The sequence below is a fragment of the Bifidobacterium felsineum genome, assembly GCF_002802915.1.
Lineage (GTDB): Bacteria > Actinomycetota > Actinomycetes > Actinomycetales > Bifidobacteriaceae > Bifidobacterium > Bifidobacterium felsineum.
The window spans coordinates 209,653-226,073 of sequence record NZ_PEBJ01000003.1 but is presented as its reverse complement, the minus strand read 5'-3'; the positions used below and the strand labels follow the sequence as shown (position 1 = coordinate 226,073).

At 58.3% G+C, this 16,421-nt stretch carries 10 protein-coding genes and 1 tRNA gene; 7 read left to right on the top strand and 4 right to left on the bottom strand.

The genetic code is table 11. The annotated features are described in order from the left end of the window. Window positions 1-178: 178 nt before the first annotated feature. Both CSQ86_RS09845 and CSQ86_RS07320 read right to left on the bottom strand, forming a co-directional pair. Window positions 179-3,055 carry an extracellular solute-binding protein gene (locus CSQ86_RS09845; RefSeq protein ID WP_207761563.1) on the bottom strand — a complete coding sequence of 959 codons (2,877 nt, stop codon included), beginning with the start codon at window positions 3,053-3,055 and terminating at the stop codon, window positions 179-181. Window positions 3,056-3,058: 3 nt separating this feature from the next. Continuing rightward, on the bottom strand, window positions 3,059-3,847 hold the full coding sequence (locus tag CSQ86_RS07320) for an ABC transporter ATP-binding protein (protein WP_100494457.1): 789 nt from the start codon (window positions 3,845-3,847) through the stop codon (window positions 3,059-3,061). A 502-nt stretch (window positions 3,848-4,349) separates the two neighbouring features. Here CSQ86_RS07320 and CSQ86_RS07315 point away from each other — a divergent pair. Beyond that, window positions 4,350-5,528, top strand: coding sequence for an anion transporter (locus CSQ86_RS07315; RefSeq protein ID WP_100494456.1), 1,179 nt, complete (start codon window positions 4,350-4,352; stop codon window positions 5,526-5,528). A gap of 29 nt (window positions 5,529-5,557) precedes the next feature. Here the strand turns inward: CSQ86_RS07315 and CSQ86_RS07310 are convergent, their stop codons facing one another. Continuing rightward, window positions 5,558-7,861, bottom strand: a complete 2,304-nt coding sequence (locus tag CSQ86_RS07310; RefSeq protein ID WP_100494455.1) for an alpha-L-arabinofuranosidase C-terminal domain-containing protein — start codon at window positions 7,859-7,861, stop codon at window positions 5,558-5,560. A gap of 167 nt (window positions 7,862-8,028) precedes the next feature. Between CSQ86_RS07310 and CSQ86_RS07305 the strand changes: the two genes are divergently transcribed. From CSQ86_RS07305 to CSQ86_RS07285, 5 genes are all read left to right on the top strand, one after another. Further along, on the top strand, window positions 8,029-8,898 hold the full coding sequence (locus tag CSQ86_RS07305; protein ID WP_100494454.1) for a MurR/RpiR family transcriptional regulator: 870 nt from the start codon (window positions 8,029-8,031) through the stop codon (window positions 8,896-8,898). 39 nt (window positions 8,899-8,937) lie between these two features. Beyond that, window positions 8,938-9,010: transfer RNA gene (locus tag CSQ86_RS07300), tRNA-Arg, on the top strand. Window positions 9,011-9,209: 199 nt separating this feature from the next. Next, on the top strand, window positions 9,210-10,010 hold the full coding sequence (locus CSQ86_RS07295) for an ABC transporter ATP-binding protein (protein ID WP_100494552.1): 801 nt from the start codon (window positions 9,210-9,212) through the stop codon (window positions 10,008-10,010). Window positions 10,011-10,120: 110 nt separating this feature from the next. Then, window positions 10,121-11,302, top strand: coding sequence for a COG1361 S-layer family protein (locus tag CSQ86_RS07290; protein ID WP_100494551.1), 1,182 nt, complete (start codon window positions 10,121-10,123; stop codon window positions 11,300-11,302). A gap of 11 nt (window positions 11,303-11,313) precedes the next feature. After that, a complete protein-coding gene (locus tag CSQ86_RS07285; RefSeq protein ID WP_100494453.1) occupies window positions 11,314-12,846 on the top strand; it encodes an ABC transporter permease in 1,533 nt (510 codons plus the stop codon). Here CSQ86_RS07285 and CSQ86_RS07280 read toward each other — a convergent pair. Beyond that, complete coding sequence (locus CSQ86_RS07280; RefSeq protein ID WP_100494452.1) at window positions 12,830-14,965, bottom strand: 1-deoxy-D-xylulose-5-phosphate synthase; 2,136 nt, start codon at window positions 14,963-14,965, stop codon at window positions 12,830-12,832. The genes CSQ86_RS07285 and CSQ86_RS07280 overlap by 17 nt on opposite strands. A 423-nt stretch (window positions 14,966-15,388) precedes the next feature. Here CSQ86_RS07280 and CSQ86_RS07275 point away from each other — a divergent pair, with 423 nt between their 5' ends. After that, window positions 15,389-16,381 carry a zinc-binding dehydrogenase gene (locus CSQ86_RS07275; protein WP_100494451.1) on the top strand — a complete coding sequence of 331 codons (993 nt, stop codon included), beginning with the start codon at window positions 15,389-15,391 and terminating at the stop codon, window positions 16,379-16,381. The last annotated feature ends 40 nt before the right edge of the window (window positions 16,382-16,421 follow it).

Sequence of the window (16,421 nt, the reverse complement as noted above, 5' to 3'; positions counted from 1 at the left end):
TTACGGTCGGGCATCACACATCCCAACCAAACGCTATGCAATGCATGATTTGGAACTGGAACCTGCGATTATTCGCCTTGGGCGGCAATTATGGACTCGCCTACGGCGAGGCTCAGTATTACCTTCGTTCGGCTTTCGCCTCGCTCAGGCCTCGCCGATGAACAGTCCACTGGACTGTTCAGTTTTCGGCTCGGCGTTTGCATTCGGACGAGAAGTCCTGGTGCTCTTGCAGCAGGTCCACGGTCAGGGGCTTCGGGAAGGTCTTGGAGCGCTTGGAGGCGTTCGCCGGAGCCTTCTCACCCTGGTAGAGCGGCGTCGGATAGGTCTTCAGCAGCTCCTTGCGGCCTTCGTCGATGATTACGCCGGCCATCTTCTGTGCCTTCGGATTGGTCTTGGCGCCCTTATCCAGCACGGCTACCGACTCGGTCAGCGAGTAGTTGCCTTCCTCCGGGTCCACGTAATCGATCGGCAAGCCCTTCTTCTTGTCGGCCACGGCTTGGTGGCGCAGGCCGAAGCCAATCGCCACTTCGCCGGAACGCACGGCCTTCAACGGGCCGGAGCCGGATTGTTCAAGATGCGGGCCCGCATTGCGGTAGATGTCGGTCAGAATCTGCTTACCTTCATCACCGGTGCCGTAGGCGTCGGCGATGGCCTGAATCATCAGCCAGCCAGTGGAGGAGCCTTCCATATCCGGCACGGAAATCAGACCCTTGTACTGCGGGTCGGCAAGATCCTTGAAGCTCTTCGGTTCGGGCACGCCGGCTTCCTTCAGCGCGGTGGTGTTCACGATGATCGCACCTTCCTGCGCGGTGGTGGGGGAGCGGTATGCGGGTGCCTTGGAGTTCTCGGAGGTGCCGAGCAGCTTGGAGTGCACGTCGGTCAGGTTTGCGAACATGTGGTTGCGTTCCTGGGCGGAGTCCACGTAGTAGGAGCTCATCGTGAGCATGTCCGCTTCCAGGGCCTTGCCTTCTGCGAGCATCTTGCCGCCGAGTTCGGAGGTGCCGAAGCTTTGGATGATGTACTGGTTCTTGAAACCGTTGTTATCGAGGGCGTGCTGGAAGGCCACTACGGCTTCGTCATCGGCGTTTGTGTAGATCACCACTTGACCATTGGAGCTGGCGGTGGCCGTAGCGCCGAAGCCGAAACTGACTAACAGCACGGCAAGCACGGCGGAAAGCGCTGCGGTGAACGCGTTGCGAGCCTTGCGATTGCCGGAAGTCGGCAACGGGAAGTCCGGCGTACCGTTGTGCGCGGTCTGTGCGGCGGCGGTCAGACGGGTGTCGGCGGCGACCGTGGAACGAGCGGCGGCCAGCTGCGGGGTCTTGACGGTCGCGCGGGCGGCAGCCTTGGCGCGCTCGGCCGAACGGTCGCGCGTGGCGAAGGCGATCACGCCCTTGACCACCAGGTTCGTCACCAGAATCAGCAGCGAGAGCACGAACACGTCATCGAACTTGGCGATATGCTGCAACGCGGAGATCTTGGTGGTGATCACCTGCGTGCGGGCACCGGTCAGGAAGACCACTGCGGAGATCGTCACCATGGCGTTGACGAAGTAGTAGCCGAAGACCTGCAGGATCGTGGGCCATGCGTTCGGCGTTACCACGCGCACGATGGTCTTGATCCAGTTATCGCCCATGAGCTTGGCCGTGGTTTCCCAGCCGGCGTTCATCTTGGACAGGGAATCCTTGATCATCTGGTACGGGGTGGCGAAATAGTGGATGATGTTCGCGATGATCAGAATCCAGAACGTGTTCTGCAGCGAGGAGCCTGAGAACGCAAACAGGAAGGCGATGCCGAGCACCATGCCAGGCACGGTGTTGATGATTGCGGAGATCGCGTCCACCGAGCGCTTCGCCCAGTTCGGCAGCTTGGAGCGGGAGGTCACCAAACCTGCGGCATAGGCGAACAGGCAGCCCACGATAGCGGTCATCACGGCCACGTACAGCGAGTTGGTGAACACCTGCGTGAGCTCGGAATCGGTGAACATGTTCGCAATGTGCGAGAAGGTCGGTGCCACGTTGAACGGCCACTCGGTGACGAACGGGATCAGCAGGATCACGGCGAACACCGAGAGCGTGCACACCAGCACCACCACGGAGGCGATGCCGCAGAACCAGTCGCGACGCTTGCCCTTCGGCAGCTCGACCTGACTGATCTGCTTGTAGCGGATGGCGAAACGCTCCAGCACGGTCATCAGAATGATGGAGATGATCGAGGGGATGAGCATGAACACGGCGATCACGGCACCACGGTTGAAGTTCGGGATGGAGCCGAGCATCTGGTTGAACAGGGTCATGGCCAGCACGTCGTATTCGCCGCCCACCGAGGTCGGAATGCCGTAGTCGGTGAACGCGAGGAAGAACGACTGGATGAAGGCCACCGCCATCGTGCCGATCAGCGGCCTCAGCACGGTGTTGAGGAACGTGGTTACGGGCTTGTCTCCCATGATGTGCGAGACGATGATGAACTTCTTATCCACGAACTGGAAGCTGTTGTTGATCAGCAGGAAGCAGGTGGGCAGCGTGTAGATTACGTAACCCATCAACAGACCGTTGAAACCGTAGATGTCGAACAGCTGATGCCCGAACAGGCGGGTGATCAGACCCTGCTTGCCGAACGAGTAGATGATGGCGAAACCGTAGGTGATGGTCGGCAGCAGCATCGGCAGCTGGGCGAGCAGTGCCACGGCCTTCTTGAATCCGGCTGGCACGTTCGTGCAGTTAATGGTGTACGCCAGCAGGAATGCCAACAGCACGGCAACCAATGCGGAGGTGGCGGAAACGGCCAGTGAGTTAGTGAGCGAGCGGGTGAACTCCGGGCGGGAGAGCACGGCCGCATAGTTGGAGAGCGTGGCGGAACCGGAAGCGGTGGTGAAGGAGCGGATGATGACCAACACCATCGGCACCACGAGGAACGCGGCGAAGCAGACGGCCACAATAGCCAGCAGCGTCCACAATTCAGTCTGCTTCGGCGCACGCGGACGGCGCTCGTAGTTGACGATTTCAGGGCGGATGTTAGGCAGTTGCTTGCCCGCCTGGATGGATTCGACGGACATGGCTCAGGCCTCCTGCCCTGCGAGCGCGTGAGCCTTTTCGTCGGCTTCGGCTTCGCTGAACAGCGAGTAGATGTTGTTGCGCTTGACCTCGAGCTGGTGCAGGATGAACTTCTTGACGAAGTCGGACGCCGGGTGTTCGATGATGTTCTCCGGCGTATCGAACTGGGCGATCTTGCCGTGGTTGATGATGAGCACCTTGTCGCTCATCGTGCAGGCTTCCTCAGGATCGTGGGTGACCATGATGGTGGTGAGCTTGTACTGGTCCACGATCTGCTTGATCTTGGCCTTGATGGATTCCTTGATGACGCCGTCCAGTGCGGAAAGCGGCTCGTCGAGCAGCAGCAGCTTCGGCTTCATCACCAGCGTGCGGGCCAGGGCCACGCGCTGCTTCTGGCCGCCGGAGAGCTCGTCGATGTGCTTGTTCAGGTGCTCTTCCAGGCCGAGCAGCTTGATGAGTTCCTTGATCTCGGCTTCGGAGGAGATGCCGGGGTTGTTACGAAGACCATACGTGATGTTCTCGTAAGCGGTGAGGTTCGGGAACAGGGCGTAATCCTGGAACACGATGTTGAAGCCGCGCTTCTCCATCGGTACCTGGGTCAGATCCTCGCCGTTGTAGAGAATCTGGCCGCTGGTGGCATCGGTGATGCCGAGGATGATGTTCAGCAGCGTGGTCTTGCCGCCGCCGGAGGGGCCGAGGATGGACATGATCTGGCCGTCTCCAAGAGTGAGGCTGATGCCGTTCAACACATGAGTGTCACCGAACGACTTGGTGATGTTCTTCAGTTCGAGCATATTTCCCAACTTGCCTTCCGCGAGCTACTCGCAGAATCATTTTTCGGACAATCAACATTCAGTTATGTGCGGCGTGTAACCGCTTGCCGTACTTCCATAGTCGTGCAAGAGCGAGTGGCGGGAATCTTACATTGGAGAAAGCTCAGGAAAAGGAAAATGAACAGTAAGTAAAACTACCTGCTTTATGCGTAGTCGGCGTAGTTTTCGCAGGACGCCATTTTCACAATGTTCCGAATGCCGCTGTGCCGCTGCGGCGGAGCGGGGTTGAGGATTCTCGGACTTTAGTATTGCCAGCAACGCGTACATATTCGGAATTTGCTTTCAGTTCACTATCTCGTAAATAACAATTGAATAAAAAAGTCGGGAATGCAGCCCAATCGCCAGTAAGGGAAAGTGCCAATTTCTGCAAAAAAGGTCGGAAAACAGCACGCCGAAACTACGTACTCGGCATGGCATTCCGATACTATGGTCCACGTCAGAATGGCTTGAAAACGGAGGATTCATGCGGCGTTGGCTGATCAACCTGCTGAAAAATGAGACGATTCTGGTGGTCGCCGCAATACTCGCACTGATATCCTGCTTCATCGTTCCGCCAGACGCCGATTACAAGGGCTATATTCATGCCAGCACCATCAGCCAGCTCATCTGTTTGATGATTGTGGTGTGTGGATTCCAGCGCATCGGCGTCTTCCGCATCATCGGCTCGCGCCTGCTGGAAAAAACCAGCACGATGCGCGGCCTTGTCATCACACTGGTGGCGCTTACCTTCTTCTCCGCGATGCTCATCACCAACGATGTGGCACTGGTGACGTTCGTGCCGTTCGCGGTGGCGGTGCTCATCATGGCCGGGCAGCAGGAGCGCACTATTCTGGTGGCCACGTTGATGACCATTGGTGCGAATGTGGGCAGCATGCTCACCCCGATCGGCAATGCACACAACCTGTATTTGAAGGCGCTTACCGGTATGCCGACGATGGAATTCATCGCCATCATGGCGCCATATTCCATTGTCGCCGCCATACTGCTCGTCATTGTGGCTTGCGTGGTATTCGGCAAGCAGCCGGTCGGCAATCTTGGCAATCTTGAAACCGGCGTATTGGCCCCCGAGCGGAACAAGCATCAGCCTGACGAAATCCGCATCACCGGTTATGGTGCCGGCTACGGCGGCTGGCGAACCGTGGTGTATTCGCTGCTGTTCGTGGTCTGCCTGCTTGCGGTTTCCGATGTGATTCCGCTGTGGGCCATGTGCGTGATTGTGGTCGTGGTGTTCCTGTTTACCGATCGGCGCGTATTCCGTTACGTGGATTGGGGTTTGCCGCTCACCTTCTGCATGTTCTTCATCTTCATCGGCAATATGAAACGCGTGCCGGAGTTTTACGAACTCGCGCGCTCGCTGGTCGGCGGTCATCCGCTCGAAGTGGCTGTGGCCTCCAGTCAGGTGATCAGCAACGTGCCAACCACCATCCTGTTGTCCGGATTCTCCGACCAGTGGCGTGAGCTCATCATCGGCACCAATCTGGGCGGCATGGGCACATTGATCGCGTCCATGGCCTCGCTGATCTCCTATAAGAACGTCGTGCGCCAATACCCGGATAAGAAGGGTCGCTACTTGGCCATCTATTCGGCGGTCAACGTACTGTTCCTCGTGGTGCTCGTCGGCTTGAGCTGGATCATCGAGTAGCAGTCGACTCACTGCAGCTCTGCAGCTGGCTACCAGCGCGCAGTAACCAAGGTCAGGCTGTACGGCTTGATTTTCATTGCCAACAGTGAGTTCGAGGCCGGCAATGATACCGTCCGCCGTTCAGGAGCAAGCGTACCTTGAGCCTCACCGCGATAGCCGATGGTGGTTTTCGCATCGGGGGTGGCGCTAAGCGTTTCGATTTCCAATCGAATCGTGGCGTTGCGAGCCTTGCCATTGTCAGCATCGTCCATGCTTCTGCCCAGTGCAACCAGCCCACGCTCGATCTCCAACGTCACATCCACCGCAGTGGCACCGGTGTTGACGATTTTGATATAGCGGCACGCTTGCGTCGCACTATCGTCGGTCGCGCTGCTGCCGGTGGCACTGACATACAGGTGCTGTGCTGCCGCCGCATCACGCTCCACATCCACCTGATAGGTCCACGCTCCAACATGCGCGGAGAACAGCCGCTCAGCCGCATAGTTGAGCGTGGGATTCACGTGCGCCGGATTGAATTCGATAAGATTCTGAGCCCAGCCCTTGGCGGGAATATGCGCGAGCAGTGGGGCATATGAGGTCATCTTCACCACGTCGGAATTGCGCTCGCAGCCGGTCAAAAACGCGGCCTCGCCTAGTGCGGACTTCCATGTGTTCGCGCCCTGCTCGGTTTGCGGTTGACCGGCGAAATAGCCGTTCGCCGAGTACTCGCCGAAGTAGACGCCTGCGCCGCAGCGAGGATAATCATCGAAACGACGAGCCTGCGACTCAAACCACTGGGCCGAATGGTAGGAATGTTCATCCACGATGATCGCGTCGCCAGTGGCGGAATCCTTCGCTCCGGTGCCGGCACTCGCGGTTTTGCGCGCATAATCCCAGGTGCGTTTCATCGGCAGTTGGAATGGGAACAAGCCGGCGCTCATAATGCACAGCATCTGAGGGTATCGCTCATGGATCGCGTCGCTGATGCGCGTGAACTTCGCCACGTAATCAGCGCCGAAATTCTCATTGCCCACGCCGATCATATCGAGGCCGAATGGCTCCGGATGACCCATATCGCGGCGCACCGCGGCCCACGGACTCGTGTTGGGGTCCCCATTGGCGAACTCGATCAGATCCAAATAATCCTGCACCACATTGCGTTGGAACGCCTCAGAATCGATATCCATATGGCGTGGATCGCGGCCGGGGGACTGGCATGCGATGCCGGCGAACAGGGTCGGCAGCGGCTTGGCCCCAAGGTCCTCGCACAGGCAGAAATATTCGTAGAAGCCGATCTGATAGCTCTGGCAATAGCTGGAACCATCCGGCATCTTGAACGACCAGATGGAATACTGCGGTCGGCGGGCCGCCAACGAGCCGATCGTATCCTTCCAGCGATACTCGTTGCCGGGCGTCACGCCCTCGACAATGCAGCCTCCGGGGAAGCGCATGAACGTGGGGTGCAATGCCTTGATGGTCTCCACCAAGTCGCGTCGAAGCTTGCCGTACCGCCATTTCGGGTCGTTGGCTCCCCAATAATCGGCGTCCATGAACTGCACCAGATCCAGATCAAATGCGATATCGATGTTGGCTGCATCATCGTCAGTGGGCGCAGTCGCATCCGGTGCCGGTTCGATGGCGATATGCAGTTTGCCGTAATCGGTCGCCAATCCGCGTACTTGTGCCGTGCAGTGGCGCCAACCGTTATTGCTGCCGACGGTCGAGTCGGTCCACGAAACGGCGGCGGAGCAATCGAACCGGGCGGTTTCGGTCAGCGGGCTGCCATCCGCACTGATCACATTGATGGCAAGCGTCACGTTGCCGTCCACCGGCCGTAGCTCAAAGTCAATGTCATAGCTATGCCCGGCAACAATGGAGAATGCGGGTTCGTCGGCGTTATCGCCACCGCCGTTGTACCCGAGGTTTTCAATGAACACCGGGCTATCGGACGCATCGGCGGCATCGGCCGAATCGGACGTATTGCCCACGAAAGCCGTGCTGTAGTGGGGCATCGCAGCGGTGATGCGCGCATACCTGCTGTGGACATGGACCGGTGCGTCGGGACACTCGGTGGCGAGTATCTGACCATGCTCCCCGCGGATTTCAGCTCCATAGCTTTCGGCGCTGCAGTTGGTAAAACGCCAGAATCGCAAAGGGTCAGCCTCGGTGCGCCACCGATCGGCGCCGGAAATACGCCAAGTATGGTGGTTGAGATACACGCCATCGAAACTGTAATTATTCACCATATTGGCGTTCAGTCCGCCGTCGGCACTGTGATTGATGTCTTCAAAAAAGACGCCGTACAGTCTCTCGCTCGTTCGATGAGTGGGGTCTGAGATCGTAATCCGCACCATGATGCCAATTGTAGATGTTCACCGCTGGATTGTGCAGCGAAAGTAAACGGAAGAGTTCTCTCACAGTTCATATTGCTGTTAATGCTTTTTGCCGGTTTCCCGGTTTCGACCCGGTACGCTCGGTAATCAGAAAGTAATTGTTGAAGGCGATGATGAGGAGCGTGCCTGTGCAATCCTCGGTGGGAATACGAGAGCGTATCGACCACGTATATCCAACATTGCGTCCGGCCGAGCGTGCTGTGGCGCAGTATATTCGCGATCACACGGAAGAGGCGGCCGAGCTGACGGTGGGTCAGCTTGCGGATGTGGCGCACGTAAGCCAACCTACGGTTATTCGCTTCTCTCGCAAGCTTGGCTTCGGCGGCTACCGTGAGTTGCGGTATGTGTTGCGGCATCCGACCGCCGCGCATAAGGTGACATTCGATCCGCTGTCCGGATTCGACCTGAATCCTTGGGATAGTGTGGATGAAATCCCCTCCAAAGCCGCTGATGGCGCGAAAGCCCTGATCGATGAGATGCGCGGGGCATTGGATGCCAAGGCCTACCGCAAGGCGATTGAGATCATCGCCGAAGCGGGATTGATTGATATTTTCGGCGTGGAGAATTCGCTGACGCCGGCCATGGATCTGTTCACGAAGTTCGAGTATCTGGGGCTCACGTGCCGTCTCAATACGGACGCTTACCTGCAGCAGATCGGTGCCGGACACCTGACTCATGGCGATGTTGCCATCGCGTTCTCCCACTCCGGAAGCTCAGCGGATACAGTCAAGGCGCTGAGGCTGGCGAAGTCGCGTGGTGCAAAAACCATCGCGATTACCAATGCCATCGGTGCCCCCTTGGCTAGCTGGGCTGATGTAGTGCTTGTGACCGGGCGCGACTCGCATGCCATCTACGGCAATGCGATCTTCTCGCGCGTGGCCGATACCGCCCTCGTGGACATGCTCTACATGGGCGTGATCCTCTCCGACTACGGCCGCTTCTCCACCGCGCTCGATGAATCCGGCCGTATGATTCGCGACCGCGTGTTCGAGGGATGATTACTGCGTCTCGGCTGGATAGTATGTTTATCCGCTGATGCCCCTGTAGCTCAATGGATAGAGCCACGGCCTTCTAATCCGTCGGTTGCCCGTTCGAGTCGGGTCGGGGGCACATCTCAAGACTGCTTTCCCATTGACTGGTTGCAATGAGGAAGCAGTCTTTTTGTATTTGCAGCTTATCCGGGGACACCCTTAGGGGGTGCGGAGGCGGTGCGGCAGCTATAGACTTGCTGAAAGCGTTCTGAAGAGAAGAGCCGAAAACAGTGGTGAACCCGCTCGCCAATGGCGACGAACGAGAGAAGAAGATGCCTATGGCACAATCCAATGTCCGTGCACATACGCGCCCCATCATCGAAGTGCGCAACCTGCGCAAGGAATACCCGGTGGAAGATGAGACGGTGGTGGCCCTTGAACGTGTGAATCTCGCCATTCCACAAGGCCAGATCTGCTGTATTTTCGGCGAATCGGGCTCCGGCAAATCCACGCTCCTGAACCAGCTGGCCGGTATGGAAAAGCCCACGAGAGGTGGTGTCAGAATCGGGGGAGTGCAGGTGAGCAAACTCAGCGAACGCGAGCTTGCGGCCTTCCGTCAAAAGCATATCGGCTTCGTTTTCCAGTCCTACAATCTGCTGCCGAACCTCACCGCGCTTGAAAACGTGGCCATGCCGTTGATGTTCCGTGGCGTTCCCAAAGACCAGCGTGAACGCACCGCACGCGCCGTGCTCAAACGCGTAGGCCTCGGCCACCGCCTCACGCACTATCCGCGGCAGATGTCTGGCGGCCAGCAGCAGCGCGTTGGCATCGCCCGCGCGTTTGTCACCAAACCTGAAGTGGTCTTCGCCGATGAGCCGACCGGTAACCTCGACTCCAAAACCAAGGCCGAGGTCATGGCGATGATCTGCTCATTCGCCCGCGATTTCAACCAAACCATCGTGCTCGTCACACATGACCCGCAAATGGCCTCATACGCCGATCGCATCGTCACGCTATTGGACGGCCGAATCGTCAGCGATCGCGCGAATCAGCCGGCGCTATCATCCCCAACTTCATCACAATCATCCCTAACCCGTCCGCAGTCAGATATCACAATCAATCAAGGAGCCTCGCGATGAACATCCATACCAACCAATCCGGCACCCACGCAGGCTCTTGTGTCGCCCAATCCGTTGCGGCACCAGCTTCAACATCCCCAATTTGCCGCATCAGCGCAGCCGTATGCGCCATGCTGATGGCTATTGCTTTCCTATGTGCGGTGATATTCGCGCCAACCCACGCATTTGCCGATGAGGGCGACGATTCCACAAGCAGCAGTACGGTAGCCGCTCCCATTGCCGGCCCGGTGCCGAACATCATCGTGACCAACTTCACCTATGGAGGGGATTCCGTAGCCGCCGGCGCCAAGTTCGATTTGGCGTTCACCTTCCAGAACAAAGGCCAGGTGGCGGTGACGAACATGGTGGTCACCGTGGATGGCGGAGAAAGCTTCGCCATCGCCGGCGGCACGAACACGTTCTATGTGGACGCATTGTGGGCCGGCTATTCACTGACGCAAACCGTGCCGATGCAGGCGCTCGCTTCCGCGAAGAGCGGCGCACAGCCGGTGAGCATCAGCTTCAAATACGAGTATCTTGACTCCGGCGCGCGTTCCTCCACCCAGTCCGACATCAAGATTTCCGTGCCGATCAGCCAGCCCGACCGGTTCGAAGTGAGCGACCCGGTACTGCCCGACCAATCGATCGCCGGCCAGGAAGCCACCATCACGATGGAATATGTGAACAAGGGCAAAGGTGACATCTCCAACGTTGAGGCCACGATGGAAGGCGAGGGTTTCGACGCCACGATGAAGAACCAGTATGTCGGCAACGTGACATCCGGGGCCACCGGCTCAATCGGCTACGCGTTCACCCCACAGGCTGCCGGCGAGCTCAGCGCTACCGTCAAAGTCACCTACGAGGATTCCGACGGGCAAAGCAAAACCAAGGAATTCCCGGTCAAGATCACCGTGGCAGACGCGCCGGTGATGGATGGCACTGCCGTGGATGACATGACTGTTGAGCCAGCCGGTCCGGTGGTGCCCATATGGGCGTGGGTGGCTGGTGCCGTAGCTGTAGTGGTGCTGATTGTGGTGATCGTGCTGCTAGTGCGTCGCCATCGCAAGAAGAAGTCAAAGAGCAAGATTGATGAGGAATGGGACGACTGGGCGGAAGGCGACGCGAATAAGGGCGATGCCGCAGCCAACGGTACTGATGCGCGTGCTGACGCGGCATCCAGCGCATCAGCTGGAGCGGCTGCCGCAGCCGGCGCATCGCCAAGTGATTCGGCTCCGACCACCGTGTTGGAACCGGTCTCCGCAGTCGATTCCCCAGCTCCCATCGCTGCCGATTCCACTGCGCACAGCAAGTAGAGGAGCCGGCCATGCGATTCGGCGATATCCTGAGACTGTGCCGGCAGAATCTATGGCGGCGTAAATCCCGTACGATTCTGACCGTGCTCGGCGTGATTGTGGGCTGCTGCTCGATTGTGCTGATGATCTCCTTGGGTCAGGGCATCAACGAGCAGAATGAGAAAATGCTCAAATCCATGGGCGACCTGTCCATCGTCACCGTGTACACCAATGGCAGCTATGGAAGCGGCATGATGATGGGTAGCGGCGCATCCTCCTCTTCCGCTTCCTCCGATGTGAAGCTCAACGACGAATCGGTGGAATCATTCCGCGCGTTGGCCGGCGTCTCCGGCGTGACCCCGGTGATGAACTACAACTACAATTCCAGCGCCCGAACCGGTGCCGGCGGCCGGTACCTGTACGACTATGTGCAGATTATGGGCATTGACATGTCGCAGTTCGACCAGATGGGATTCAAGCTCAAAGACGGCGCGTTGCCCATGCGCGAAGGCGAGGTGCTCGCCGGCGAATGGCTGGCCTACGATTTCATGGATACGCTCAAAAACGGTGAGATGCGTGAAACCTCGCGCGGCGACGGCTGCCTATGGAACGATGACACTGCCCAATGCGATCCGGAAGATGATCCGTATTTCAAACCGATCGGCACACAGCTCACATTGACCACTGGCGCGAACTACCAAGGTGACCCATATACGCAGAACCTGTACGGCACCGGCTCTGGCGGCGGTTCGGCGGGTGGTGCCGGCGAATCGCAGAACGTCAGCGTCGATATGCGCATCGCCGGCGTGACCGTTTCTGATTACAACAAGGGTTTCGCCACGTCCGACGGCATCGTCATGGATCTGAAGTCGTTGAAGGAGCTCATTGCCAAAGTCGATCCTTCTGCGGCCAAGCAGCGAACCGCCAATTACGATCAGGTGCTGGTCAAGGCGCAGGATATGGCGTCCGTGCCGGAGGTCGAATCGCAGATCAAGGCGCTCGGCTACGAGACATCCTCCTATGAGGACATGCGCAAATCTCTGGAAGAGCAGTCGCGCGCAATCCAGCTCATCTTGGGCGGCATCGGCGCGGTGTCCCTCTTGGTGGCGGCTATCGGCATTGCCAATACGATGGTGATGTCCGTAACCGAACGCACACGCGAAATCGGCATTATGAAAGCGCTTGGCTGCTATGTACGCGATATCCGCGTGATGTTTTTGACCGAAGCCGGCGCAATCGGATTCCTTGGTGGCCTGATTGGCTGCATCATCAGCGCGATGCTGTCGTTGGGCATCAACATGGCGGGTATGACATATATGGGTGGCGGTATGGCATCCAGCTCAGGCGGTGACGGTTCCGGTTCCAGCTCTGATGGCTCCATATGGACGATGCTCTGGCAGGCAACGGTCGGCGGCGAGGATGTGACCCGCTACTCGGTGATTCCTTGGTGGCTGTATGCGTTTGCGATTCTATTCGCCACGCTGATCGGTCTGCTCTTCGGTTTCGGCCCGGCCAATAAAGCCGTGAAGATCCCAGCCTTGGATGCCATCAAAAACAGCGAGTGACCGCATCCGCGATAGCGTCTACAGTCAAACCATAACGCTTATTGAGCTCGCTCAGCGGCACGCGGTCGGTGAATTCCTTGGTGGCACCGAAGTTCAGTACGCGGGGGTTGTGCGGCTTGTCGACCTTGTTGCTGCCGTTGCTGTGCTGCCAATGGTTCGCGTAATAGGCGGTGACTTTCTCGCCCCAGCCGCCTTCAAGCTGACCGTCCTCGAGCGTGATAATCAGCGAGTGTCGTTCGCGCAGCGATTCGAGCACATCCGTATCCAGCGAAGTGCACTGCCTCGGATCAATCACCGTTGCAGTGATGCCATGACTTTCAGCCAATGCGGCTGCAGCACGTTCCGCCAACGGGTATGTATTGCCCAAGCCGAGAATCGCCGCCTGCGAGCCGGACTGATTGACGCGCCATGCCAGCATGCCCTCGAGCGTACGCTCAGATCGAATAGCGTCAGCATTGTGCGTGCCGGTAATCGGCAACAATTCAGGATTGCGTTCGGCGGCGAGCACACCTTCGCCCGGTACACGAATCACCACTGAACCAACGGGAGCGCCAGCGGTGTCAGCCGGCAGCGTAGCCCAAGCCAGATCATCCAGAAAATCACGTCCGGATGTCGGCACCAGCATCGTCACCTGGGGAATATTGGCGAACATCGCCAGATCGTAGGCGCCGGAATGGGTGTTATCCGAACCGGAAAGCCCGCCCAGAAAGTCCAGCACGGTCACGCGCGAACGGTTGAGGCTCATCTCCTGGAAGAACTGATCGTACGCGCGCTGGAAGAAGGACGCGGTCGTGGCCACCACCGGCGTGCCACCTGCGCGTGCAATACCGGCGGCGAACGCCACGGCATGCGCTTCGGTGATGCCGGTGTCCACATAGTGCGAGCCGGCACGCTCGCGGAAGTCATGCGTAATGCCATTGGAGCCAGGGGTGGCGGGAGAAATCACCACCAAACCTGGCTCGGCTGCAAAGCGCGGCTCGAGCGCAGCCATGGCCATCTTGCCGTAATGCTTGCGCGGATCTTCGGGCTTGCCGAGCGAAGCGTCCGGGTTCTGCCAATGGGAGGCCTCACACTGACCCTCATGCGGATTGTGGTCGGACAGGTTGCAGTGATCGGAATGCCAGGGCTCATCGTGAAGCACATTCGCGGTCGCTGTGATGCCCTCGGCCTCGTCCGTGGCAGTGGTGTGCTGAAGCTGTTGGTGAGTGGCGCTGATGGCATCGGTCTCGCCTTCGTAGCCTGCGCCCTTCAGCGTATGGATATGCACCACCACCGGGTGATCGGTGTCGCGCACTTCCTCGAATGCGGCAACCAGCGCGTCCACATCATTACCCGCCTCAACATAGCGGTAATCTAGGCCGAATGCATTGAAAATATTGGGTTGTGCAGTGCCGCCAGATGCACGCAGACGGGCGAGCGGACCATACATGCCGCCGAAATCGCCGGCGATGGACATCTCATTGTCGTTGAAAATGATAATGAGGTTGCCGCCCTGTTCCGCGGCATTATTGAGACCCTCGAAAGCCACGCCGGAGCTGAGGGAACCATCGCCGATCACGGCTACCACATTGCCGATCGCGCTACTGCCATTGCTGGCGACTTCGGCGTTACGGGTTTTTGCGATGCCACAGGTCAGCGAAATCGAAGTGCCGGTATGTCCCAGAACGAACTGGTCATGTTCGCTTTCATCTGGATTGGTGAACCCGGTCACCTCGCTGAAATGCTCCGGCTCAAGGTATGCGAGCGCACGGCCGGTCAGCATCTTATGCACATAGCTTTGGTGGGAAACATCAAAGACGATGCGATCGCGTGGGGAGTCGAATACGCGGTGCAGCGCCACCGTTGCCTCCACCATGCCGAGATTGGAGCCGATATGGCCGCCATGCCGATGACCATAGTTCAGCAGCGTGGCGCGGATTTCACGGCACAGTTGCATAAGTTGGTTCGCGGGAAGGGCTTTGACGTCGGCGGGAGATGCGATATTGCGCAGGAGTGGGGCGTCAACCGTAGTGTTCGAAGCGTGGTGTGTAATGTCGGGCACGGCGATAGTGGGGGAGTGGGTGCCTTTCGTGGCTCCCGAATCGGCAATATTGAACTCTTTTCCCGGCATATTGCTCATACCCGTGTGGCTCCCCTTCTTGTTATCTTTCCGAGTTCGACATGCTAGTGCCATGTGTAGTCGGGCATGTGAGGCATGCGACAATACCCCCAACATCTCCGTATATTCAATGCACAGGTGCTATCGGCGTTACGAGGGGTTGATTTCATGATTCCGGAAAGTCTATCTGCGTTACGAGGGGTTGCTTGCTGAGTAGACCGTGCCCCAAAATGGCGGAACGGCGTAGAGGCGATGCCGCTTGTAGATACGATTCGACGGGTAAGGAACCCCTTGTACAGCAGATAGATGGTTCAAACTTCGTTAATCAACCCCTCGTAACGCAGATATCGCGTGAGTGCTTCCATATAAACCGTCCCGGTATGGAAGAATGAGTGCTAGCTGTATTGCATATAACACATATATAAAGGTAAAGGAGCCGTGCCAATGAAGGCCGTATACGCATCCACCATCAATAATGACAGTCCACTTGCCGCGCTCGCGGTAGGAGACCAGCCCGAGCCGATAACGCGACAGTACTGGTCCACGATTTCGGTACGAGCCGTGAGCGTCAACCATCACGATATTTGGTCGCTTAAGGGCGTGGGACTCTCCGCTGAGCAGATGCCGATGATCCTGGGCACCGACGCCGTGGGCATACTCGATGAAGACATTCCCGGCAAACATGGGCTCAAAGCGGGCAGCGAAGTGGTGCTGTATACCTTTATCGGTACGGACGGCAACGGCGTGGCGCCAGGGGAGCGGCGTTCGATTCTTTCCGAAAAATATCCGGGCACCATGGCGCAGAAGACCTCCGTGCCCTCAGCCAACGTGTTTGCCAAGCCGGCCAATCTCACCACGGTGGAGGCGTCCGCGTTGGGAACGAGTTGGCTGACCGCCTACTCACTGCTGTTCAACGCCGCCGGCATCAAGCCGGGTGACTCCGTGCTGATTCAAGGCGCGGGCGGCGGTGTTTCCACGGCGGCCATTCAGCTCGCTCATGCGGCTGGTCTTGAGGTGTTCGTGACCTCGCGTGAAGCAGAAAAGCGTACCAAGGCCTTTGAACTGGGCGCTAACGCGGCATTGGAGATTGGTGCTCGACTGCCGCGCAAGGTGGACGCGGTGATTGAATCCGTGGGTGCTGCCACATGGAGCCACTCGATGAAATCCGTGCGGCCCGGCGGCACGATTGCCATCTGCGGCGCCACCACCGGTGACCAGCCTGGTGCCGAATTGACGAGACTGTTTTTCCAGGATATCCGCGTTCAAGGCAGCACAATGGGATCGCGTGAGGATTTCGCCCGATTACTACGTTTTGTGGAGCACGCCAATATCCATCCGGCGATTGACAGCGTTTTCGCTGGTCTGGATGCGGCACCTCAGGCATTTGCCAAGATGGTCTCCGGCGACGTATTCGGCAAAGTGGTGATAGAGCTGTAAGATCGCTCGCAGCAAATCATTCTCAATAAGAAACATGCAG

Excerpts from the sequence above, each read along its gene's own strand:
- CSQ86_RS07310 (WP_100494455.1), bottom strand. The coding sequence starts at position 7,861 with ATGGTGCGGATTACGATCTCAGACCCCACTCATCGAACGAGCGAGAGA.
- CSQ86_RS07285 (WP_100494453.1), top strand. The coding sequence starts at position 11,314 with ATGCGATTCGGCGATATCCTGAGACTGTGCCGGCAGAATCTATGGCGG.
- CSQ86_RS07280 (WP_100494452.1), bottom strand. The coding sequence starts at position 14,965 with ATGAGCAATATGCCGGGAAAAGAGTTCAATATTGCCGATTCGGGAGCC.
- CSQ86_RS09845 (WP_207761563.1), bottom strand. The coding sequence starts at position 3,055 with ATGTCCGTCGAATCCATCCAGGCGGGCAAGCAACTGCCTAACATCCGC.
- CSQ86_RS07275 (WP_100494451.1), top strand. The coding sequence starts at position 15,389 with ATGAAGGCCGTATACGCATCCACCATCAATAATGACAGTCCACTTGCC.
- CSQ86_RS07315 (WP_100494456.1), top strand. The coding sequence starts at position 4,350 with ATGCGGCGTTGGCTGATCAACCTGCTGAAAAATGAGACGATTCTGGTG.
- CSQ86_RS07320 (WP_100494457.1), bottom strand. The coding sequence starts at position 3,847 with ATGCTCGAACTGAAGAACATCACCAAGTCGTTCGGTGACACTCATGTG.
- CSQ86_RS07295 (WP_100494552.1), top strand. The coding sequence starts at position 9,210 with ATGGCACAATCCAATGTCCGTGCACATACGCGCCCCATCATCGAAGTG.
- CSQ86_RS07290 (WP_100494551.1), top strand. The coding sequence starts at position 10,121 with ATGCTGATGGCTATTGCTTTCCTATGTGCGGTGATATTCGCGCCAACC.